This is a genomic window from Pantoea sp. ME81 (assembly GCF_903970985.1).
Lineage (GTDB): Bacteria > Pseudomonadota > Gammaproteobacteria > Enterobacterales > Enterobacteriaceae > Pantoea > Pantoea communis.
Window position 1 is genome coordinate 1 of record NZ_CAJCKS010000010.1, and the last position, 18,645, is coordinate 18,645.

At 53.6% G+C, this 18,645-nt stretch carries 21 protein-coding genes; 7 read left to right on the top strand and 14 right to left on the bottom strand.

The genetic code is table 11. The features are described from left to right. The 4 genes from H7A81_RS03250 to H7A81_RS03265 all read right to left on the bottom strand — a co-directional run. The coding region (locus tag H7A81_RS03250) for an alanine racemase (protein ID WP_182056711.1) at positions 1 to 494 on the bottom strand (494 nt) is incomplete at its 3' end. Positions 495 to 563: 69 nt separating this feature from the next. After that, positions 564 to 2,018 carry an efflux transporter outer membrane subunit gene (locus H7A81_RS03255; RefSeq protein ID WP_182056712.1) on the bottom strand — a complete coding sequence of 485 codons (1,455 nt, stop codon included), beginning with the start codon at positions 2,016 to 2,018 and terminating at the stop codon, positions 564 to 566. A gap of 139 nt (positions 2,019 to 2,157) precedes the next feature. Further along, positions 2,158 to 3,081: a kdo(2)-lipid IV(A) palmitoleoyltransferase gene (gene lpxP / locus H7A81_RS03260; RefSeq protein WP_034823845.1), complete on the bottom strand. Its 924-nt coding sequence runs from the start codon at positions 3,079 to 3,081 to the stop codon at positions 2,158 to 2,160. A gap of 425 nt (positions 3,082 to 3,506) precedes the next feature. Beyond that, positions 3,507 to 4,370 carry a YicC/YloC family endoribonuclease gene (locus tag H7A81_RS03265; RefSeq protein WP_045815725.1) on the bottom strand — a complete coding sequence of 288 codons (864 nt, stop codon included), beginning with the start codon at positions 4,368 to 4,370 and terminating at the stop codon, positions 3,507 to 3,509. 174 nt (positions 4,371 to 4,544) lie between these two features. Between H7A81_RS03265 and H7A81_RS03270 the strand changes: the two genes are divergently transcribed. Further along, on the top strand, positions 4,545 to 4,988 hold the full coding sequence (locus H7A81_RS03270) for a DUF3574 domain-containing protein (RefSeq protein ID WP_182056713.1): 444 nt from the start codon (positions 4,545 to 4,547) through the stop codon (positions 4,986 to 4,988). A gap of 67 nt (positions 4,989 to 5,055) precedes the next feature. Here the strand turns inward: H7A81_RS03270 and H7A81_RS03275 are convergent, their stop codons facing one another. Then, complete coding sequence (locus tag H7A81_RS03275) at positions 5,056 to 6,240, bottom strand: NupC/NupG family nucleoside CNT transporter (protein ID WP_182056714.1); 1,185 nt, start codon at positions 6,238 to 6,240, stop codon at positions 5,056 to 5,058. A 146-nt stretch (positions 6,241 to 6,386) separates the two neighbouring features. Between H7A81_RS03275 and rph the strand changes: the two genes are divergently transcribed. Continuing rightward, on the top strand, positions 6,387 to 7,103 hold the full coding sequence (gene rph / locus H7A81_RS03280; protein ID WP_034823841.1) for a ribonuclease PH: 717 nt from the start codon (positions 6,387 to 6,389) through the stop codon (positions 7,101 to 7,103). A 49-nt stretch (positions 7,104 to 7,152) separates the two neighbouring features. Continuing rightward, positions 7,153 to 7,794 (top strand): orotate phosphoribosyltransferase, encoded by a 642-nt coding sequence (gene pyrE, locus H7A81_RS03285; RefSeq protein WP_034823839.1) that lies wholly within the window; start codon positions 7,153 to 7,155, stop codon positions 7,792 to 7,794. A gap of 95 nt (positions 7,795 to 7,889) precedes the next feature. Here pyrE and slmA read toward each other — a convergent pair whose 3' ends face one another. From slmA to coaBC, 3 genes are all read right to left on the bottom strand, one after another. Further along, positions 7,890 to 8,486: a nucleoid occlusion factor SlmA gene (slmA, locus tag H7A81_RS03290; protein ID WP_097119650.1), complete on the bottom strand. Its 597-nt coding sequence runs from the start codon at positions 8,484 to 8,486 to the stop codon at positions 7,890 to 7,892. 115 nt (positions 8,487 to 8,601) lie between these two features. After that, a complete protein-coding gene (gene dut / locus H7A81_RS03295; RefSeq protein ID WP_034823835.1) occupies positions 8,602 to 9,060 on the bottom strand; it encodes a dUTP diphosphatase in 459 nt (152 codons plus the stop codon). Beyond that, a complete protein-coding gene (gene coaBC / locus H7A81_RS03300; RefSeq protein ID WP_045833647.1) occupies positions 9,038 to 10,258 on the bottom strand; it encodes a bifunctional phosphopantothenoylcysteine decarboxylase/phosphopantothenate--cysteine ligase CoaBC in 1,221 nt (406 codons plus the stop codon). Before coaBC ends, dut begins: the two co-directional genes overlap by 23 nt. Before the next feature lie 189 nt (positions 10,259 to 10,447). Between coaBC and radC the strand changes: the two genes are divergently transcribed. From radC to mutM, 4 genes are all read left to right on the top strand, one after another. Beyond that, on the top strand, positions 10,448 to 11,104 hold the full coding sequence (gene radC, locus H7A81_RS03305) for a DNA repair protein RadC (RefSeq protein WP_160834194.1): 657 nt from the start codon (positions 10,448 to 10,450) through the stop codon (positions 11,102 to 11,104). A gap of 243 nt (positions 11,105 to 11,347) precedes the next feature. Continuing rightward, entirely contained in the window at positions 11,348 to 11,584 is a 237-nt protein-coding gene (rpmB, locus tag H7A81_RS03310; protein WP_007885297.1) for a 50S ribosomal protein L28, read from the top strand. A gap of 18 nt (positions 11,585 to 11,602) precedes the next feature. After that, positions 11,603 to 11,770: a 50S ribosomal protein L33 gene (gene rpmG, locus H7A81_RS03315; RefSeq protein WP_001051798.1), complete on the top strand. Its 168-nt coding sequence runs from the start codon at positions 11,603 to 11,605 to the stop codon at positions 11,768 to 11,770. A gap of 70 nt (positions 11,771 to 11,840) precedes the next feature. Continuing rightward, positions 11,841 to 12,650, top strand: a complete 810-nt coding sequence (mutM, locus tag H7A81_RS03320; RefSeq protein ID WP_034823825.1) for a bifunctional DNA-formamidopyrimidine glycosylase/DNA-(apurinic or apyrimidinic site) lyase — start codon at positions 11,841 to 11,843, stop codon at positions 12,648 to 12,650. Here mutM and coaD read toward each other — a convergent pair whose 3' ends face one another. From coaD to H7A81_RS03350, 6 genes are all read right to left on the bottom strand, one after another. Continuing rightward, positions 12,651 to 13,136: a pantetheine-phosphate adenylyltransferase gene (coaD, locus tag H7A81_RS03325; RefSeq protein WP_097119655.1), complete on the bottom strand. Its 486-nt coding sequence runs from the start codon at positions 13,134 to 13,136 to the stop codon at positions 12,651 to 12,653. Then, positions 13,133 to 13,909 carry a glycosyltransferase family 2 protein gene (locus H7A81_RS03330; protein WP_182056715.1) on the bottom strand — a complete coding sequence of 259 codons (777 nt, stop codon included), beginning with the start codon at positions 13,907 to 13,909 and terminating at the stop codon, positions 13,133 to 13,135. Before H7A81_RS03330 ends, coaD begins: the two co-directional genes overlap by 4 nt. A 3-nt stretch (positions 13,910 to 13,912) precedes the next feature. After that, on the bottom strand, positions 13,913 to 15,187 hold the full coding sequence (waaA, locus tag H7A81_RS03335) for a lipid IV(A) 3-deoxy-D-manno-octulosonic acid transferase (protein WP_166935450.1): 1,275 nt from the start codon (positions 15,185 to 15,187) through the stop codon (positions 13,913 to 13,915). An 85-nt stretch (positions 15,188 to 15,272) separates the two neighbouring features. Continuing rightward, positions 15,273 to 16,406 (bottom strand): glycosyltransferase family 4 protein, encoded by a 1,134-nt coding sequence (locus H7A81_RS03340; protein ID WP_182056716.1) that lies wholly within the window; start codon positions 16,404 to 16,406, stop codon positions 15,273 to 15,275. Beyond that, a complete protein-coding gene (rfaQ, locus tag H7A81_RS03345) occupies positions 16,399 to 17,475 on the bottom strand; it encodes a putative lipopolysaccharide heptosyltransferase III (protein ID WP_182056717.1) in 1,077 nt (358 codons plus the stop codon). Before rfaQ ends, H7A81_RS03340 begins: the two co-directional genes overlap by 8 nt. Before the next feature lie 73 nt (positions 17,476 to 17,548). Beyond that, complete coding sequence (locus tag H7A81_RS03350) at positions 17,549 to 18,538, bottom strand: glycosyltransferase (RefSeq protein ID WP_182056718.1); 990 nt, start codon at positions 18,536 to 18,538, stop codon at positions 17,549 to 17,551. Positions 18,539 to 18,645: the final 107 nt, after the last annotated feature.

Genomic DNA, 18,645 nt, shown 5'->3' on the forward strand with positions numbered 1-18,645 from the left:
ACGGCTTCACCGCTGTGTGGATCCACTCCCACGCGATGCAATCCCACATCGACTTTGATGGCAATGGACAACTCACTGGCAGGCTGCTGGCGATGCGCTTGAGCGATGGCTGTGACGCCGAGAGCACAGTCGGCAATACAGGTGACGCGCGCCTGATGTTGCACGGCAACAGCCAGTAGTTCAGTAAGCGTATCGGCGTGAACAACCGGATAAGCCAGCAACAAATCGCGCTCCCCACCGAGGATAAAGGCAATACCCTCACTGGGTTTTGACACGGTAATACCATGCGCGCCTAACTGGCGTTGCTGTTCGGCAATCCAGACACTTTTATGCGTTTTGATATGTGGACGCAGCGTAACGCCAGCGGCATCGGCTTTTTGCTGCATGTGTTGCAGATTGCGTTGCAGGCGCGTCGCATCAATTTCGAGGTAAGGCGTCAGTCGGTCAGCGATAAGCGGGCGTAACCAGCCGGCATTGGCATTCTGTTCCATCATGATAGTCCGCAGAGTATTCCAGGTGCGGACTATCATTCATCAATGTGCGGCAGAATGCCAGCCGTCAGCTTATCCCTTCACTGAAGGGCCAGTGTTCTGGAATCCGCCCCCCAGGTCTTCAATCAGTACCACCGCCAGATTGATCTGCTGCGCTTGTAACGCCACCAGTTTCTGATCGGACTCGATGAGTTGGTTCTGGATGGTTAGCACATCAAGGTACGGACGCAATCCTGCGGTGTATTCACGGTTTAAATCATCCCATGCGCTATGAATGAGTTGATTCGCGCTCTGCTGCTGCGCCAGCTGATCCTGAATTGATTGCAGCTGCGTAATGGTATCGCTGATATTCCCCAGGGAACCAATCAGCAGCTTGTTGTACTGCGCGACAGCCAGATCATAGTTAGCGTCACTTTCCGCTAAATCGGCGCGGCGCTTGCCGGCATCGAAGATCGGCAGAGACAGGCTTGGACCCACGTTAAAGAATCGGCTGGGTGCACCGAAAAATGCATCGCCGAGCAGTGAACGCGTACCGGCTTCCGCCACCAGGTTGATGTTAGGATAGAACTCGGTTTTCGTTGCGGCAATTTGTTTTGATGCTGCTTCTACGCGCCAGCGTGCTGCCACCACATCCGGGCGACGACCCAGTAGCTCCGCTGGAATATTACCCGGCAGCGTGGCGGCAATGGGGACACTCATTTTCGCTGGTTTCAGTTGGTGCCAGTAATCCGGCCCTTTACCAATTAGCGTGGAAAGTTGAATGCCAGCATCGGTGACATTCTGTTTGGCTTCGGTTAGGGTGGCTTCAGCGGTTTTTTGCTGCGATAACGCCTGCTTGTATTGATAGTCGGACGTCAAACCGGCGCTGACATACTGCTGCTGAATTTTGGCGATGCCACTGGAACGGTCGGCATTCTGTTTTGCCAGTTCAGCGTTCGACCAGGCCAGGTTGAGGTTATTCCAGGCGCGCGTCACGTTGACGGCGAGCGTCAACTGGCTGGCCTGGCGATCCAACTCACTGGCGCGCGCCTGACCTAGCGCGGCTTCTGCTGCATCTTTCTTACCGCCCCACAGGTCAAAGGTGTAGCTCATGCCGATATTGGCCGTGCGCAGCGTGCTGTAGCTTTTACCTTGCAGAAGCGGGTCGTCGACTTTTGCCACACGGGAACGCGTGATCCCGGCATTGAGATCCACATCGGGATAGCGCTCAGCCTCGGCGGCAATGACCTGCGCATTGGCTTTGTCTGCCTGCGCGTTCACCACCTGCAAATCCGGGCTTGAAGTCATAGCATCGGCAATGAGCCGATTCAGTTGCGGATCGTTAAATCCCTGCCACCATTCGGTTTTTGGCCAGTTTGCTGCACTGAAATGCGCGCCGCTAAGGGATGCTTTGGCTTGCAGTGAGTTGGCATCAAGCAGAGAGTTATGAGGATGTAAGCCGTGCGGATTGGCACAACCGGTCAGCAGAGCGCTGGCCACGGCAAGCGCCAGCAGCGCGCGTGGTTTGGTGGTAAGTAGCAGGTTCATGTTTTTGGTCAGAATAGAAGAGAGCAGACCATTACATGAGTCTGTGCAATTTTTGACAAACCTGTTTTTCGTTAAGAATGGTTGGTAAATGTGAGCAGTGCAGAAGGGGCAGCAGGCGAAGGCCTGCTGCATCAACAGATTAGACGTAAAGTGACGCTTCACCCGGTGGGCGAGTTTTAAAGCGGCGGTGCAGCCATAAGTACTGCTCAGGTGCGCGCAGGATCTCTTTCTCGATCACTTTATTCATGTAAGCCGCGGCAGCCGCTTCATCTTCATACGGATAGTTTTGCAACTCCGGTTGAATGATGAGCTGATAACCGCTCTTATCGCTGTTGCGGATCAGCACTATCGTTAGCATGGCCGGTTTAGCCAGACGCGATAATACGAAGGTGCCATTGGTGGTAGCCGCTTTTTCGACAGCAAACAGCGGAGCGAACACGCTGCCTTTCGGGCCGTAATCCTGATCTGGCGCGAACCAGACGGCTTCGCCCTGTTTCAATGCCTGCACCATACCGCGCAGATCGCGACGATCAATCATCGCCTTATTCGATCGCATACGACCTTTTGTCTGCGCCCACTCCATTGCCTGATTATTGTGAGGGCGATACATCGCCATCATTGGCTGGCACAGTCCGGTAATGCGGCCACCCAGCTCAAGCGACATGAAATGCACACCAATCGCCATCACGCCGCGATGATTTTGCTGCGCATTTTGCAGGTTGTGCAGGCCTTCAACCTGGAAATAACGGCGGACGCGCGCATCCGACCAGAACCAGGCAATACCGGTTTCTGCCAGCGCCATACCAAGGGATTCAAAGTTACCGGCGATCAATACCTCTTTATCTTCCTCATTGATATGCGGGAAGCAGAGTTCAATATTGCGGCGGGTAATGCGCTCACGACGCTTCAGAAAGTGACGCGACAGCTTGCCGGCAGAGGCGCCAAGCCGAATTAAAATAGGATAGGGAAGCTGCACCAGCAGCCACAGCACACCCAGCCCAAACCAGGTAAACCAGTAGCGGGGATGCAAAAGTTTAGAATTGAACTGCCCGTTTTTCTTCATAACGCCTTCAGGGAAAGAGTGGGTGTATCGCACAAAGAAGGGTGTCCATGAATTCCTGGCGGTACGGCTGTGTTAATTACGACCAGTAGATTAGCAAATAGTGCCCTCAAAGAAACGTAATCTCTGCAATCTTTAGGATTGAGAGGTTTCATTGAGGAAGCGTATTTTCAACGGAAGATTCATGGAATGAAAATAAATAATTGATGATAAACAACAACATAATTTCTTACTGTGATAGTCCATAAGGTTGATTCACAGTCATGTTTGGTCAGCCATTGACATGCATCATCATCAAAGCTTTCACAATCTTTACATTGCAAAGTCTGCAAATTGGTCTAAAGGATAAACGAAACGTACTGGGCATGCTGAGCGGGCAAAAAAGCCCGGATCACCGGGCTTTTTTTTAAAACCAGCCGAATGAGATGTTACTCTATGTTCTGAATCTGCTCGCGCATCTGCTCAATCAATACCTTCAGCTCAATAGCTGACGCCGTGATATCGGCATTGATCGACTTAGAGGCCAGTGTGTTCGACTCACGATTGAACTCTTGCATCATAAAGTCGAGACGGCGACCAACCGCTTCTTTTTTCTTCAGAATGTTGTAGGTTTCTTTGACGTGCGCATCCAGACGATCCAGCTCTTCCGCCACATCAATGCGCTGCGCCATCATGACGAGTTCTTGCTCAAGGCGCGTATTTTCCAGCTGTACTTCCGCTTCTTCCAGTTTGCTGACCAGACGTTCACGCTGCCACTTCACCACTTCCGGCATCTGCGCACGTACTTTGCTGACTTCCAGCGACACGCCTTCTAAACGCTGCTCAATCAAGGTCTTGAGCGCAGTGCCTTCGCTTTCACGAGCAATGATGAAGTCATCCAGTGCGCCGTCGAGTGCGGTCAGCAGTTCGGTATTGATAGCATCCAGATCCTGTTCCTGAGCTGACATCACGCCAGGCCAGCGCAGAATATCCAGCGGATTGATCGCGCCTTCGTCGGTTTGCATCTTCACCCAGTTGGCGGATCGCACCAGTTGTTTCGCTAAGGCTTCATTCAGTTGCAGCTCACCTTGCGCACTGGGGTCGGCATCAAAGCGCAGGTTGCACTCGATTTTACCGCGCGTCAGGCGATTACGGATACGCTCGCGAATCACCGGCTCCAGGCTACGAAATTGTTCCGGCAGACGGATGTAGGTTTCCAGATAGCGTTGGTTTACCGAACGGATTTCCCAGGCTGCGCTGCCCCAGTGGCCTTTTGCTTCGCGGCGGGCGTAAGCGGTCATGCTGCGGATCATAAGCTTGTACTCATTTTCAGGAATGTTCATCGCATTATAGTGATGGCAGCCAAACCATGATAGGCATAAGCGCAATGAGCTCACGCAGCGCGCAACTTTCGGTGAAAAGGATGACGTATCCACCTTTCACACCCTATGATGTCCTGTGTGATACCTAAACAGTCTGAGGCTATGATGCTGAATAAATTGGCGATGCCGTTGGCGTTCGTCTTCTTTCTGGCCGGATGCCAGACAACCGCTGCACCTCCTGAACAGATCCCACCGAATACCGCTCCTGTTGCTGTGTGCGGCTCAGGGGACATCATGATGCAAACCACCCTGTGGTTCGGGATGAACAAGCCGAAAGGCGGCGTCATCAGCAGCAGCGAATGGCAGCAATTTGTTGATAATGATGTCACGCCACGATTCAAAGATGGGCTTTCAGTGTATGACGGTAAAGGTCAGTGGCTGGGAGAGGGTGAAAAGCTGGCGCGTGAAAACAGCAAAGCGTTAATGCTGATACATCAGCCGGATCGTGCAAGTTCTGACAGCATCAATGCGCTGCGCGACATTTATAAAAAGCGCTTCGATCAGGAGTCGGTGATGCGTGTCGATTCGCTGGTGTGTGTCGCGTTCTAAAGCAGAACAGGGCCGCTTTGATGGGCGCGGCCCTGTCAAGAGCGGCTAGCTGGCCGCTCCGCTGTGATTAAATGAACAATCCTGCAAACGCGGCTGACAGCAGGCTCACTAGCGTGGAACCATATACCAGCTTCCAGCCAAAGCGCGATACCACATTGCCCTGGCGCTCATTCAGTCCTTTAATCGCTCCCGCCACGATGCCAATTGAGGCAAAGTTAGCAAACGACACTAAAAACACGGACAGAATGCCGAGACCGAGCGGTGACATTCCCGCAGCGACTTTCTTCAGCTCAATCATGGCCACGAATTCATTGGCTACCAGTTTGGTCGCCATGATGCTTGCCGCTTGCAGGGCATCGGCAGAAGGAATGCCAATCAACCACGCAAACGGATAGAAGACGTAGCCAAGCAGTTGCTGGAAGCTGTAGCCAAATACCGCGGCAAACAGAGCGTTAATGGCGGCGATCAGGGCGATAAATCCAATCAGCATCGCCAGAATAATCATCGCCACTTTAAAACCTGCCAGGATGTATTCGCCCAGCATCTCAAAGAAGCTCTGGTCTTCGTGCAGCTTATCCAGTGCAATGCGTTCTTCATTTTCCGGGCGTGTCGGGTTGATGATCGACAGGATAATGAAGGTACTGAACATATTCAGCAGCAGCGCGGCAACCACATATTTCGCATCAATCATCGACATGTAAGCACCGACAATCGATAGCGACACCGTCGACATCGCAGTTGCGGCCATGGTGTACATGCGCGGTGCGGAGATATCGCCGAGGATACCTTTATAGGCGATGAAGTTCTCCGATTGACCCAGAATCAGCGTACTCACGGCATTGAATGATTCAAGTTTGCCCATCCCGTTCACCTTCGACAGCAGGGTACCGACCAGACGAATCAACAACGGCAGAATACGCCAGTGCTGCAAGATGCCGATCAGGGCGGAAATGAACACAATCGGACAGAGCACGCCGAGGAAAATAAACGCCAGTCCCTGTTTCGCCATATTGCCGAACACAAAATCGGTACCTTGCGCAGCAAAGGTCAATAAGGTTTCGAAGAAGCCGCCGACAGCGGTCACCACAGACTGGCCGCCCGCAGAATGCAGGAAGAACCAACCCAGTGCCGCTTCAACCACCAGCAATTGAATAATAAAACGTGGGCGAATCAGTTTGCGGTCATGACTGACCAATAGCGCAAGGGCGAAGATCACCACCAGCGCCAGCAGGAAATGGAGTATTGCTGTCATCATTTGTCTTTTTATGAGAGGAAAGGGCGCATTTAGCCACAGCTGAGGCGAAATTTCATCCGGGAAAAGTGCCGCATGTAGGCAGGACAGCCGCGCACGAAGTCCGTATAATGCGCAGCCAAACCTAAGTAAGCCGGAGAGAAACCATGCGTCCAGCAGGCCGTAACGCATCTGAAGTGCGTCCCGTCACCCTCACTCGTCACTACACCAAACATGCAGAAGGATCCGTGCTGGTTGAGTTCGGTGAAACCAAAGTGCTGTGCACCGCCACCGTTGAAGAGGGTGTGCCACGTTTCCTCAAAGGCAAAGGTCAGGGCTGGGTCACTGCGGAATACGGCATGTTGCCGCGTTCCACCCACAGCCGTATGGCGCGCGAAGCGGCCAAAGGTAAGCAAGGTGGCCGTACGCTGGAGATTCAACGTCTGATTGCTCGCTCGCTGCGTGCCGCAGTGGATTTGGATGCGTTGGGCGAGTTCACCATCACACTGGACTGCGACGTGATTCAGGCCGACGGTGGCACGCGTACTGCATCGATTACCGGTGCATGCGTCGCGTTAGCCGATGCGTTGAATGCGCTGGTTGCGGCGGGCAAGTTAAAAGCCAGCCCGTTGAAAGGCATGGTGGCGGCGATTTCGGTCGGTATCGTTGGCGGTGAAGCGCTGTGCGATCTGGAGTACGTGGAAGATTCTGCGGCTGAAACCGATATGAACGTCGTCATGACTGAAGATGGCCGCATGATTGAAGTGCAGGGCACCGCCGAAGGCGAGCCGTTCAGCCATGAGGAATTACTGCAGCTGCTGGCGCTGGCGCGAGGCGGCATTGAGCAGTTGATTCAGGCGCAAAAAGCAGCGCTAACAAATTGATATAACAGGCGACCAGAGAGTCGCCTTTTCTTTATTTGAGGAGTGAGAAATGAAAGCCTGGCAGCGTCAGTTTATTGAATTCGCCCTAAACAAAGGGGTGCTGAAGTTTGGTGAGTTCACCCTGAAATCGGGTCGTAAAAGCCCATACTTCTTTAATGCCGGTTTATTCAATACCGGCCGTGACTTAGCGCTGCTGGGACGTTTCTATGCGCAGGCGCTGGTGGATGGCGGCGTTGATTTTGATCTGCTGTTTGGCCCGGCCTACAAAGGGATTCCGATTGCCACCACTACGGCCGTCGCACTGGCCGATCATCATGATCGCGATGTGCCTTACTGCTTCAATCGTAAAGAAGCCAAAGACCACGGTGAAGGCGGCTTGCTGGTCGGTAGCCCGCTGCAGGGTAAAGTGATGCTGGTGGATGATGTGATCACCGCGGGTACCGCTATTCGTGAATCGATGGACATCATCAGCGCGCACAATGCCACATTGGCGGGCGTCATGATTTCGCTGGATCGCCAGGAGCGCGGCCGTGGTGATATCTCCGCCATTCAGGAAGTGGAACGTGACTATCAGTGCAAGGTCACGGCGATCATTACGCTCGCGGAACTGATTGATTATCTGGAAGAGAAGCCGGAAATGGCAGACCATCTGGCGAAAGTGCGGGCGTATCGTAAAGAGTACGGTATTTAACACCGCGGCTTTATCACGGCCGCCATCGCTGGCGACCGGATGATGAACCAAGGTATTTTATCGCGCGCCCAATCATGGGCGCGCCTGATGAATCGCTACACTAACTGTGCCGCAATCAGTGGCCAGCGGCTGTCAAAATCAGTGGTTGGGCGATAGCGGAATTCAGATCGCACATAGCGGGAAAGCAATCCTTCACAGAACGCCAGTAATTGGCTCGCCAGCAGTGTTTCATCGGTCTGGAAACCTTCACCATCACGCATTTTCTTCTCGCGCATCACCTGACGCAGTTGCACCTCGATGCGTTCGAACAACTGGTTGATGCGCCCTTGCAGACGATCCTGTTCAAACATCAGCGCATGGCCGGTCAAAATGCGCGTCAGCCCCGGATTACGCTCACCAAATCCCAGAATCAGCTGCACGATTAAACGCAGTCGTGCGAGTGTTTCTTTCTCATCTTTCAGGATTAGATTGATGCGGGTAATCAGACTGTCTTCAATAAACTCGATCAGGCTGTCGAACATACGCGTTTTGCTCGGGAAGTGGCGGTAGAGTGCCGCTTCCGAAACGCCTACATTGGCTGCCAGCTTGGCGGTGGTGATTCGCTGACTGCCATCGCCCGACTCCAGCATTTGCGCTAGCGCCTGCAAAATCTCTTCGCGACGATTCCGTTTCGCGGCTTTTTTTTCTGCCATGACCTTCAAGACCCCTGAAATTCACCAAAAACAGGCAATACTGCCTCGTCAGCCACAAGCAGTTTGGCCCGTAGCGACGAGAGATAAAAAGATGGCTTGCGAAAAGTGTCGCGTGTTACTGACGACCAGAGTGGCCAAAACCGCCGGCGCCGCGATCGCTGGTGTCAAAATCTTCCACCAGGTTGAATTCGGCTTGTACCACCGGAACAAAGACCAGTTGTGCCAAACGGTCGCCAGGCTGCAGCGTAAAGCTATCCTGACCACGGTTCCAGACGGAGACCATCAGTTGGCCCTGATAATCGGAGTCGATTAAGCCCACCAGGTTGCCCAGCACGATTCCATGCTTATGGCCCAGACCTGAGCGGGGCAAAATCACAGCGGCCAGCGCAGGGTCAGCAATGTGAATCGCCAGACCAGTTGGCACCAGCGTGGTCATGCCTGGGGAGATCTCCAGTGCACCATCAAGGCAAGCACGCAGATCGAGACCCGCAGAACCCGAGGTGGCATAAGTTGGCAGCGGGAATTCGTTACCCACGCGCGCATCCAGAATTTTAACGTCGATTTTTTTCATCATAACGGCTGACAATCTCGTCTATTAATTGTTGGCCAAGGAGCGTCTTATCACTGAGCGGTAAGACTTTCTCTCCTTCCTGCCAAAAAAGGTGAAGAGCATTGGTGTCGCTATTGAATCCCTGTCCTGCCTGCGCCACATCGTTCGCGCAGATCAGGTCCAGATTTTTTCGCACCCGTTTTTGCCGCGCGTATTCTTCCACATTCTGGGTTTCGGCAGCAAATCCCACCACATAAGGGCGATGTTTCTGTAATGCCGCTACGCCTGCGACAATATCCGGGTTCTTCACCAACTGCAGCGTGACGTTATCATCGCCACCCTGTTTTTTGATTTTCTCTGCGGCAATGTTTGCCGCCCGGTAGTCTGCCACGGCAGCGCTGGCAATGAAAATATGTTGTTGGCTGATTTGCGCCATAACCGCCGCTTCCATTTCCAGTGCACTCCCCACATCAACGCGCGTGACGCCAGCGGGCGTAGGCAGTGTGACCGGGCCCGCCACCAGTGTCACCGTTGCGCCACGTTTTGCGGCGGCGGCGGCAATGGCGAATCCCATTTTACCGGAGCTGTGATTGCTAATGTAACGAACCGGGTCCAGCGCCTCACGGGTTGGGCCGGCGGTGATCATAATGTTGAGATGTTGCAGATCGTTGACGGGCGCGGCCCACTCCAGCGCATGAGCGACAATTGCCAGCGGATCAAGCATGCGGCCGGGGCCCACATCGCCGCAGGCCTGGCTACCGCTGTCTGGCCCCCAAATCAGAACGCCTCGCTGATTTAGACGCTGAAGATTTTCCTGGGTAATCGGCGCGCGGTACATCTGTTGGTTCATGGCCGGCACGATCGCCAGAGGTGCTGCGCTGGCGAGGCAGGCGGTGGTCACCAAATCGTTAGCCATCCCTGCCGTGATGCGTGCAATCAAATCGGCGGTCGCGGGGGCCAGTACAATCAGATCAGCCCATTTCGCCAGCTCGATATGGCCCATAGCGGCTTCAGCGGCAGGGTCGAGTAAATCATCCAGCACCGGATATCCGGAAACGGCTTGTAAGCTGAGCGGAGTGATAAAGGCTTTCGCTGCATCAGTCATCATGACACGCACCTCTGCGCCACGATCGCGCAGACGACGAACCAACTCGGGTGTTTTATAAGCAGCAATACCGCCGCTGACGCCGAGCAGAATTTTTTTTCCGGCTAATCCCGTCATGTTCTTTGCCTCAACTCAAAACGGATTGCCGCTGTGATGCGGCAGATGCAGGCAACTTTATCACAAAATCCAGCGACCGCCTTTTCACGGCCTGCGCCCTTTGCGAGATGGCTCTGAAATCGCGACCGGCTTGCTGGTATGCCTCCTGGCAAATACGCACAATTGCCTTGCCCCAGGAAGGAGAATGTCATGACGGAACTGGCCCCACGAGAAAAACTGGCCATCACAGGCGCAGAATCATTGAGCGATGCAGAACTGTTAGCGATTTTTTTGCGCACCGGCAGCCACGGTATTCCGGTGATGGCGCTGGCGCGACAAATGCTTAACGAGTTTGGCTCGCTATATCGCATCATGACCGCAAATGAAACAGAACTGAGCGTGATTAAAGGCGTAGGCACGGCCAAAATTACCCAACTGCATGCAGTGGCTGAACTGGGGCGACGTTTTTTCGCCAGTCAGCTGGCGCGAGAAAATGTGATGGAGAATCCACAGGTGACAAGGCATTACTTGCAAAGCGTGCTGGCGCATCAGGAGCGAGAGGTTTTTATGGCGCTATTCCTGGATAATCAGCATCGGGTTTTGCAGGCGCAAAAGATGTTTACCGGCAGTATTGCTAGTGTCGAAGTGCATCCACGTGAAATTGTGCGCGAAGCGTTAAAACTCAACGCGGCCGCCGTGATTTTGGCGCATAATCATCCTTCCGGCATAGCCGAGCCCAGTCGCGCCGATCGTGATATTACCGGTAAAGTCGGGCAGGCTTGCGCGCTGCTGAATATTCGCTTACTTGATCATTTGGTGATCGGTCACGGCGAGTATACCTCCTTCGCTGAGCGCGGTTGGCTGTAAAATAACCATCCGATTGCGCAGAAATGATGCATTTTCGCGCGATCCATCGGGATCTTTATTTGTTCGGGACTTGAGCACTTGGGCTGAGCGGCGTATACTACGCCACCTTTGAGAATCTCGGGTTTGGCGTTTGGGCCAGCTTAGCGGGTTCACATGGAACTCGCTTGGGCGGGCTAAGGCCTGACGAGGCGGCCAAAACCTAGTTTTTAAAGCTCGAGCTGATTTGATTTTTGGAGAATAGAAATGTCACGAGTCTGCCAGGTAACTGGAAAGCGTCCGGTAACGGGTAACAACCGTTCCCACGCAATGAACGCGACGAAACGCCGTTTCCTGCCGAACCTGCACTCTCACCGTTTCTGGGTTGAGAGCGAAAAGCGCTTCGTTACTCTGCGTGTATCTGCTAAAGGTATGCGTGTTATTGATAAAAAGGGCATTGATACGGTTCTGACCGAAATCCGCGCCCGTGGTGAGAAGTACTAAGTACTAAGGAATTGAATCATGGCTAAAGGTATTCGTGAGAAGATCAAGCTGGTTTCCTCTGCTGGTACAGGTCACTTCTATACCACCACGAAGAACAAACGTACTAAACCAGAGAAACTGGAACTGAAAAAGTTCGATCCGGTTGTACGTCAGCACGTGATCTACAAAGAAGCCAAAATTAAGTAATTTTGGTGTTCTTGCGAAAAACCCGGCTTCGGCCGGGTTTTTTGTTTCTGCGATTTGTTCAGGAGATGACATGCCTGAATTACCAGAGGTAGAAACCAGCCGACGTGGTATCGAGCCACATATGGTGGGCGCAACGATTTTGCATGCGATTGTGCGTAATTCACGCCTGCGCTGGCCGGTCTCGCACGAAATTCATGCGCTGAGCGACCAACCAGTGTTGAGCGTGCAACGGCGCGCAAAATACCTGCTGCTGGAATTACCCCACGGCTGGATCATCATTCACCTCGGCATGTCTGGCAGTTTACGCATGTTACCGGGTGAGCAACCCGCGGCTAAGCACGACCACGTCGATTTGGTGATGAGCAACGGCAAGGTACTGCGTTACACCGACCCACGTCGCTTTGGTGCATGGCTGTGGGCCTCTGAGCTTGAAGGCAGCAGCGTACTGGCACATCTCGGTCCTGAACCGCTCAGCAGCGAATTCGATGGTGCTTATCTGTTTGAGAAGTCACGTGGAAAGCGCACGGTCATTAAACAGTGGCTGATGGATAACAAAGTGGTGGTAGGCGTTGGCAACATTTACGCCAGCGAATCACTGTTTACCGCCGGGATCTTACCCGATCGATCGGCGATGAGTTTGAGTCGTGATGAAGCGGAGTTGATGGTGGCGACAATCAAGGCCGTCTTGCTGCGTTCGATTGAGCAGGGTGGCACCACGCTGCGTGATTTCCTGCAAACCGATGGCAAGCCTGGCTACTTTGCCCAGGAATTGCAGGTGTACGGTCGGGCGGGCGAACCCTGCCGAGCCTGCGGTACGCCAATCGTCAGCGGCAAACATGGCCAGCGCAGCACCTTCTGGTGCCCTCGCTGCCAGCATTAATCAGGGCTGCGCCAGTTTTGTCAGCAATGCCTGATGCACCACGGCAGGCAGAAATGCCTGCACATCACCTTTATGACGCGCCACTTCCTTCACCAGCGATGATGACACGAATGAGAATCCTTCGGACGGCATCAGAAACACGCTCTCCAGTGTAGGTAGCAAATGACGGTTCATCTGTGCCAGCTGCAGTTCATATTCGAAATCTGACACCGCACGCAGTCCTCGCACCAGCACATTGGCATTTTGCGCTTTGGCGAAGTTCGCCATCAAATCGCTAAAACCCAGCACCTCAACATTGGCTAAGTGCTGAGTTGCCTGCCGTGCCAAATCCACGCGCTCATCGAGTGTAAACAGCGGCTTTTTGCTGGGGCTGGCGGCAATAGCAACCACGATGCGATCAAACATCTGCGCCGCGCGCGTCACAATATCCACATGGCCCAACGTGATGGGATCGAACGTGCCGGGATAAATCGCTTTGGTGCTCATACGCGACCTTGTGTTGAGGTGTGATGCAGCGCCCAGAGCGCTGAGTATTTGTTAAAGGTGTATTGCGCGTTGACGACGGCCAGAATCCAGCCCTGCTTGCCGTCGAGGAATCCGGCGCGCAGCAGCAACGTCTTAAGGAATGCGCCTAACGTGTGGCTGAAAATCGAGAAGATGCCACAACGCTTACCTCGCTGAAAACGTTCTTGCGCCCAGGCTTCGGCATAATTCATCTGTTTACGTTGGAAAGCAATCAAATCGCGGCAGGTGAGATGAAGGAGATCGCCTGGTAACGTCACCACCGGTGCGCCCTGAGTTTCCAGCGATTCGTGCACCAGATTGTCATTGTAATTGAGTACGCGAGGGTAGAGGCGCATCACGCGATCCGGATACCAGCCACTATGGCGCATAAAGCGGCCAAGGAACAAATTGCTGCGTCCCAGGCAATAAACAGTATCAGAGGGTGGTTGCTCCAGTACGTTTTCAATCGCGCGGCGTAACTCGGGCGTGACACGCTCATCAGCATCCAGCATCAGAATCATATCGCCGCTTGCATGGGCTTGTGCACGCTGGCGCTGCTTGCCGAAGCCCGCCCAGCCTTCAGCCTGATGCACCTGCGCGCCGTGCGCGCGGGCCACTGCCAGGGTGTTATCCTGGCTGCCGGAGTCCAGCAGCACAATCTCATCTGCCCAGCTCACTGAGGCCAGCGCCTCCGGCAGCAATTCAGCTTCGTTTTTGGCGATCATCACCACGGAAAGACGTTGGCGTTGTGGCATGCGTTAATGAGCTCGTGGCGGCAAATGTGGTTCGAGTAACTGTAGCAGACGCTGCAATGCGCCCTGATTTTGATGCAGCACTTCGACTGCGTGGCGGCCGTAATAGCGGCGGTAATCATCATCCTGCAGCAGGTTGGCCACCTGTTTCTCCAGCGAAACCACGTCCGTGACGGTGATCAGGCCTTCTGCCTGCTGCAATTTGGCGCAGATATCTTTGAAGTTCCAGATATGCGGCCCCATCAGCACCGGAATGGCATGGGCAGCCGGTTCCAGCGGATTATGACCGCCGCGTTCTACCAAACTGCCACCAACAAAGGCGATATCGGCGATGCCGTACAGCAGCATTAATTCACCCATGGTGTCGCCAATCACGACCTGCGTTGCGCCAGACGGAATCTCACCGCTGCTACGCAGAGTGAAACTGAAACCGCGCTTTTGCGTCAGTTCACAGGCATCTTTGAAACGTTCAGGATGGCGTGGCACCAGAATCAGCATCAGATCGGGGAACTGTTGCAGCAGACGACGATGCGCATCGAGGATGATGGTCTCTTCGCCTTCGTGCGTGCTGGTCGCGATCCACACCGGGCGGCGCGATGCCCATTGACGGCGCAAGGTGACCGCACGGGCCGCCAATTCCGGCGTTACAGAGATATCAAATTTCAGGCTACCGGTGACGGCGAGATGCGTTCGTTTAAGGCCGAGGCTGAGGAATCGCTCAGCATCCTCGTTGTTCTGCGCTGCTATCAGCGTAATGCGCTGCAGCAAATCACGCATAAAGCCACCGAGTTTTTTATAGCCTTTGGCCGAACGCTCTGACAGACGGGCATTGGCAATGACCAGCGGAATTTGGCGCTGATGCAGAATACGGATGATGTTCGGCCACAACTCGGTCTCCATGATGATCACCAGACGAGGATCAACGGTATCGAGGAAACGGTTAATCGAACCGGGCAAATCATAGGGCAGATAGACATGATGCACATCTTTACCAAACGCGGACTGAGCGCGTTCGGAACCGGTTGGCGTCATGGTAGTCACGGTGATCGGCAGAGTAGGATAGCGATGGCGCAATGCGCGTACCAGCGGCACGGCGGCCAGTGTTTCACCCACAGAAACCGAATGCAGCACAATGCCGTGCGGTTCAACTTTTCCCACACAGTAGCCGTAGCGTTCCGACCAGCGTTTACGATAGGCCGGTGCTTTTCGACCGCGCAGCCACAGGCGCAGCCAGATCAGTGGCTGTATTAAATAGAGCAGGGCTGTGTATAGAGTTGTCATAGTTATCGTTACGACAGATTCGCGTCAAAAAACACATGAAAGGCGGCATGTTATCAGAAACTGACCGCCTGCTCATACCACTTCGTCAGCTGGTCTTCAGCACCTGCTGATAGAGTGAAGTCAGGGACTGCGCCAGCCGCTGTGGACCAAAAGGTTCGATTCTGCGGCGTGCGGCTACACCCATGGCAGAATTCTGCGAAAGTGCAGGTGTGGCGACAATGGCGTCATTTAATGCCTTGATATCTAATGCATCACAAACGAAGCCTTCCTGACCGGCTTGAATAAATTCTGCGCCGCCACAGCCGGTGCTGGTAATCACGGCCAAACCGCAGGCCATCGCTTCAAGCACCACATTCGGAAAAGGATCATAAAGCGTGGGCAACAGTAAGGCGTCAGCGGCGTGATAATAGGGCTGCACATCCTGCTGCACGCCAACAAAGCGCAAGCGATCAAGGCAATTAAGCTGGTTAGCCAGCTGCTGATAGCGTGAAAGTTGTTTGTCCTGGCCAACCACAACCAGATAGCGATCGCTGTGCGCGAGTGCTTCAATGGCGGCTTTCAAGCCTTTGCGCTCAAAGCCTGAACCCACGTAGATCATCACCGTGGCATCCTGTGGCAGCGTCAATTGCTGGCGTATGGCGTAGCGCTGAGCTTCAGTTGCTGGCTGGAAACGTTGGCTATCGATGGCGTTGTGAATGACATGGATTTTGCTGGCATCTAGCGTGAAATGACGCAAAATATCTTGCTTAACCATCTCAGAATTACAGATCACTGCTTTTAAAGATGCTGCATTGAACATCTCTGCTTCAGCCTGCAAAACATAGCGATGATAAGGACTCAGGCTGGCGCTCAAGCGCTGCCAGGGTGAGACGATACGCGCACGTTGTTCCAGCCACACGCGATGGACGCCATCACCGGCGCGGAAAATATCGCAGCCCGCAATGCGTTCGTGGCTCTGCACGATATCGAACTTCTCACGTTCCCAACATGCACGTGCCGCGTGGGCAAAACCGCGTTCGCGCGATACGCGTCCAAATTTGGCGGGATTGCAGATGTGCAGATGCCAGGCTGGATTGGGTGTGCCCTGCCAGCTGCGTGTGATGATATTCAGATCGAGCTGCTCGCTGTCCAGTGCTTCCAGCGCCCGCGAGATGAAACGCTCGGCACCGCCATCCGGACGATATTTCTGCCGGACAATCGCCAGGCGTAACTTAGTCATGCAAAAAACTCCTGGCGGCGGCCACCACATCATCCACCGGAATGGCTGAGAGATAGCGCTGTTCTGTTTTGGTATCGATGTCGTCTGGCGAAGGCAACGGTGCATAATCACCGGCCCAGATCACGCGATTGTTTTCACCCCACGGACGCCAGTGTTGCAGTTTGGTGGGGCCAAACAGCGCAAGACAGGGCGTATCGAGTGCGGCGGCCATGTGCATGGGGGCAGAATCCACACCGATAAACAGCTGCGCGGCATCAATCAATGCCGCCAGTTGCGGCAATGAAAGCTGCCCGGCAAGTGAAACCACATTCTGGCTGTGGCACAGCGACTGAATGTGGGTAATCATTGCTTGCTCTTTCTGGTCTGGGGCAGCGGTAAGAACCAGGGTATGGCCATCAGCGGCGAGCGTATCAATCAGCTGCGCGACCTTTTCATCTTCCCAGCATTTGAATACCCAACGCGATGTTGGCTGTAACACGATAAACGGCCCGCTGACCTTTTGCTGAACCAATGCATCCTGCACTTTCTGTTTATCTGCCGCACTAAAGTGCATTGAGGCTTTTGCACCTTCTGCGCTGATACCTAGCGGTTCAAGCGCCGCCATATTCTGCTCGACGGTGTGCAATTGATTATGTTTTTTTGTCGAAACCAGATAGTTATGGCACCAACGCCACAGGGCGTGATCACGCTTGGCGTAGGCAAAACCAATACGCACCGGCGCAGCTGAAAAACGTGTGATAATCGCGCTGCGCCATTGATCGGCGAGGTTAATGACCACGTCATAATGGCAGGCACGTACAGCTGAAAGCAGCGCCATCTCATGGCGGAACTTCTGCCAGCCGCCCTCTTTTTTCCAGTTGCGGTCAATGATGTGCAACTGGCGAATAGCGGGGTGCGCTTCCAGCATCGGCCGCGTCTCTTTGTATAACAGGACGTCAATGTTGGCGTCCGGATAGCGCTGGCGCAGCGCATTGATAACGGGCGTGGTTAGCAGCATATCGCCGTGATGGCGCAGCTTGATCAGCAGAATGTTTTTCGGTGCAAATGGGGCTGGAATCGGGCTTGCCATACTCAAATGATCTCAAATTTCAGTGAGCTGATTGTAGGGCAAACCCCTATAGGGCGAAAGCCAGCCGCGACGCTTATTTGTTACGCCAGCGATAAATCCGACTCAGCCATAACAGCAGTTGATACCACTGCCGAGCGCCGCGTGCATTACGCAGCATCCTTTTGTGGGTTTGCGTCGCAAACAGATCCGCAATCATCGCCTGCCGTGCGCTCTCTTCCGGTTCACGGCGAATGGAATGGCAGACGCTGAGCGCTTCACGCGTAATTTGATAATGGAATACGGGATAGATTTTAACTTTATCGCGGTAGCGTGCATTGATCTCTTCCAGCATCTGCGCGATTTTCAGGTAATGGCGTTGATACTCGACATTTCGTTGGCCGGTACGTTTGCGGTTGCTGATGGAGGCATCGTGCAGGTAGTAGCGGTAGAGCATTTGATCGGTGTAGCGCACGCGTTTGGCGTTGAACATGAACTCTGTGGTCCAGGGAATATCCTGATGATGTAACCCCGGTTCGAAAGTGAGATTGTTTTGTTCAATCAGTTCACGGCGATATATACCCAGCCATACCACATGCATGTATCGATGGGTTTTCAAGGCCTTGTTGAGCCATTCTGGTCCACTTAACACCGCTGTGCTGGTTAAGCGATCCAGAGGAATGAGCGGTTTGGTCGTCTGGCTGGCTTTGAAAAACCATTCCGCGTTGCACTGCGCGGCATCGAGATCGTCTCGCTCGGCCATCTCAACCAGTATTTGATACATGGTTGGGCTCATGGTGTCGTCTGCATCCGGGAATGTGACGTACTTGCCTTTTGCGACGGCTAATCCGGCATTGCGTGCCCGTGAGACGCCACCATTAGCCTGGTGAATAACCCGCACCTGAGAATATTGATGCGCATAAGCCTCAGCTCGTTCGCCTGAACCATCGGTGGAACCATCATCGACAATGATGATCTCGAGATCTGTCAGCGACTGCGCCAGTAGAGACTGCATAAACGTCTCGAACATCGCGCCAGCGTTGAACATGGGTGTAATGATGGAAAGTGCGGGATTATCAAGCGACATTGTTATTTATGGTTTTATGAATTATTTACGATTTTATAACGTTAATTATTGCTAAGAAATTCAGAACTTTTTGGACATTAATGGTCAAAAGTAGTTAGCTCGCTAGC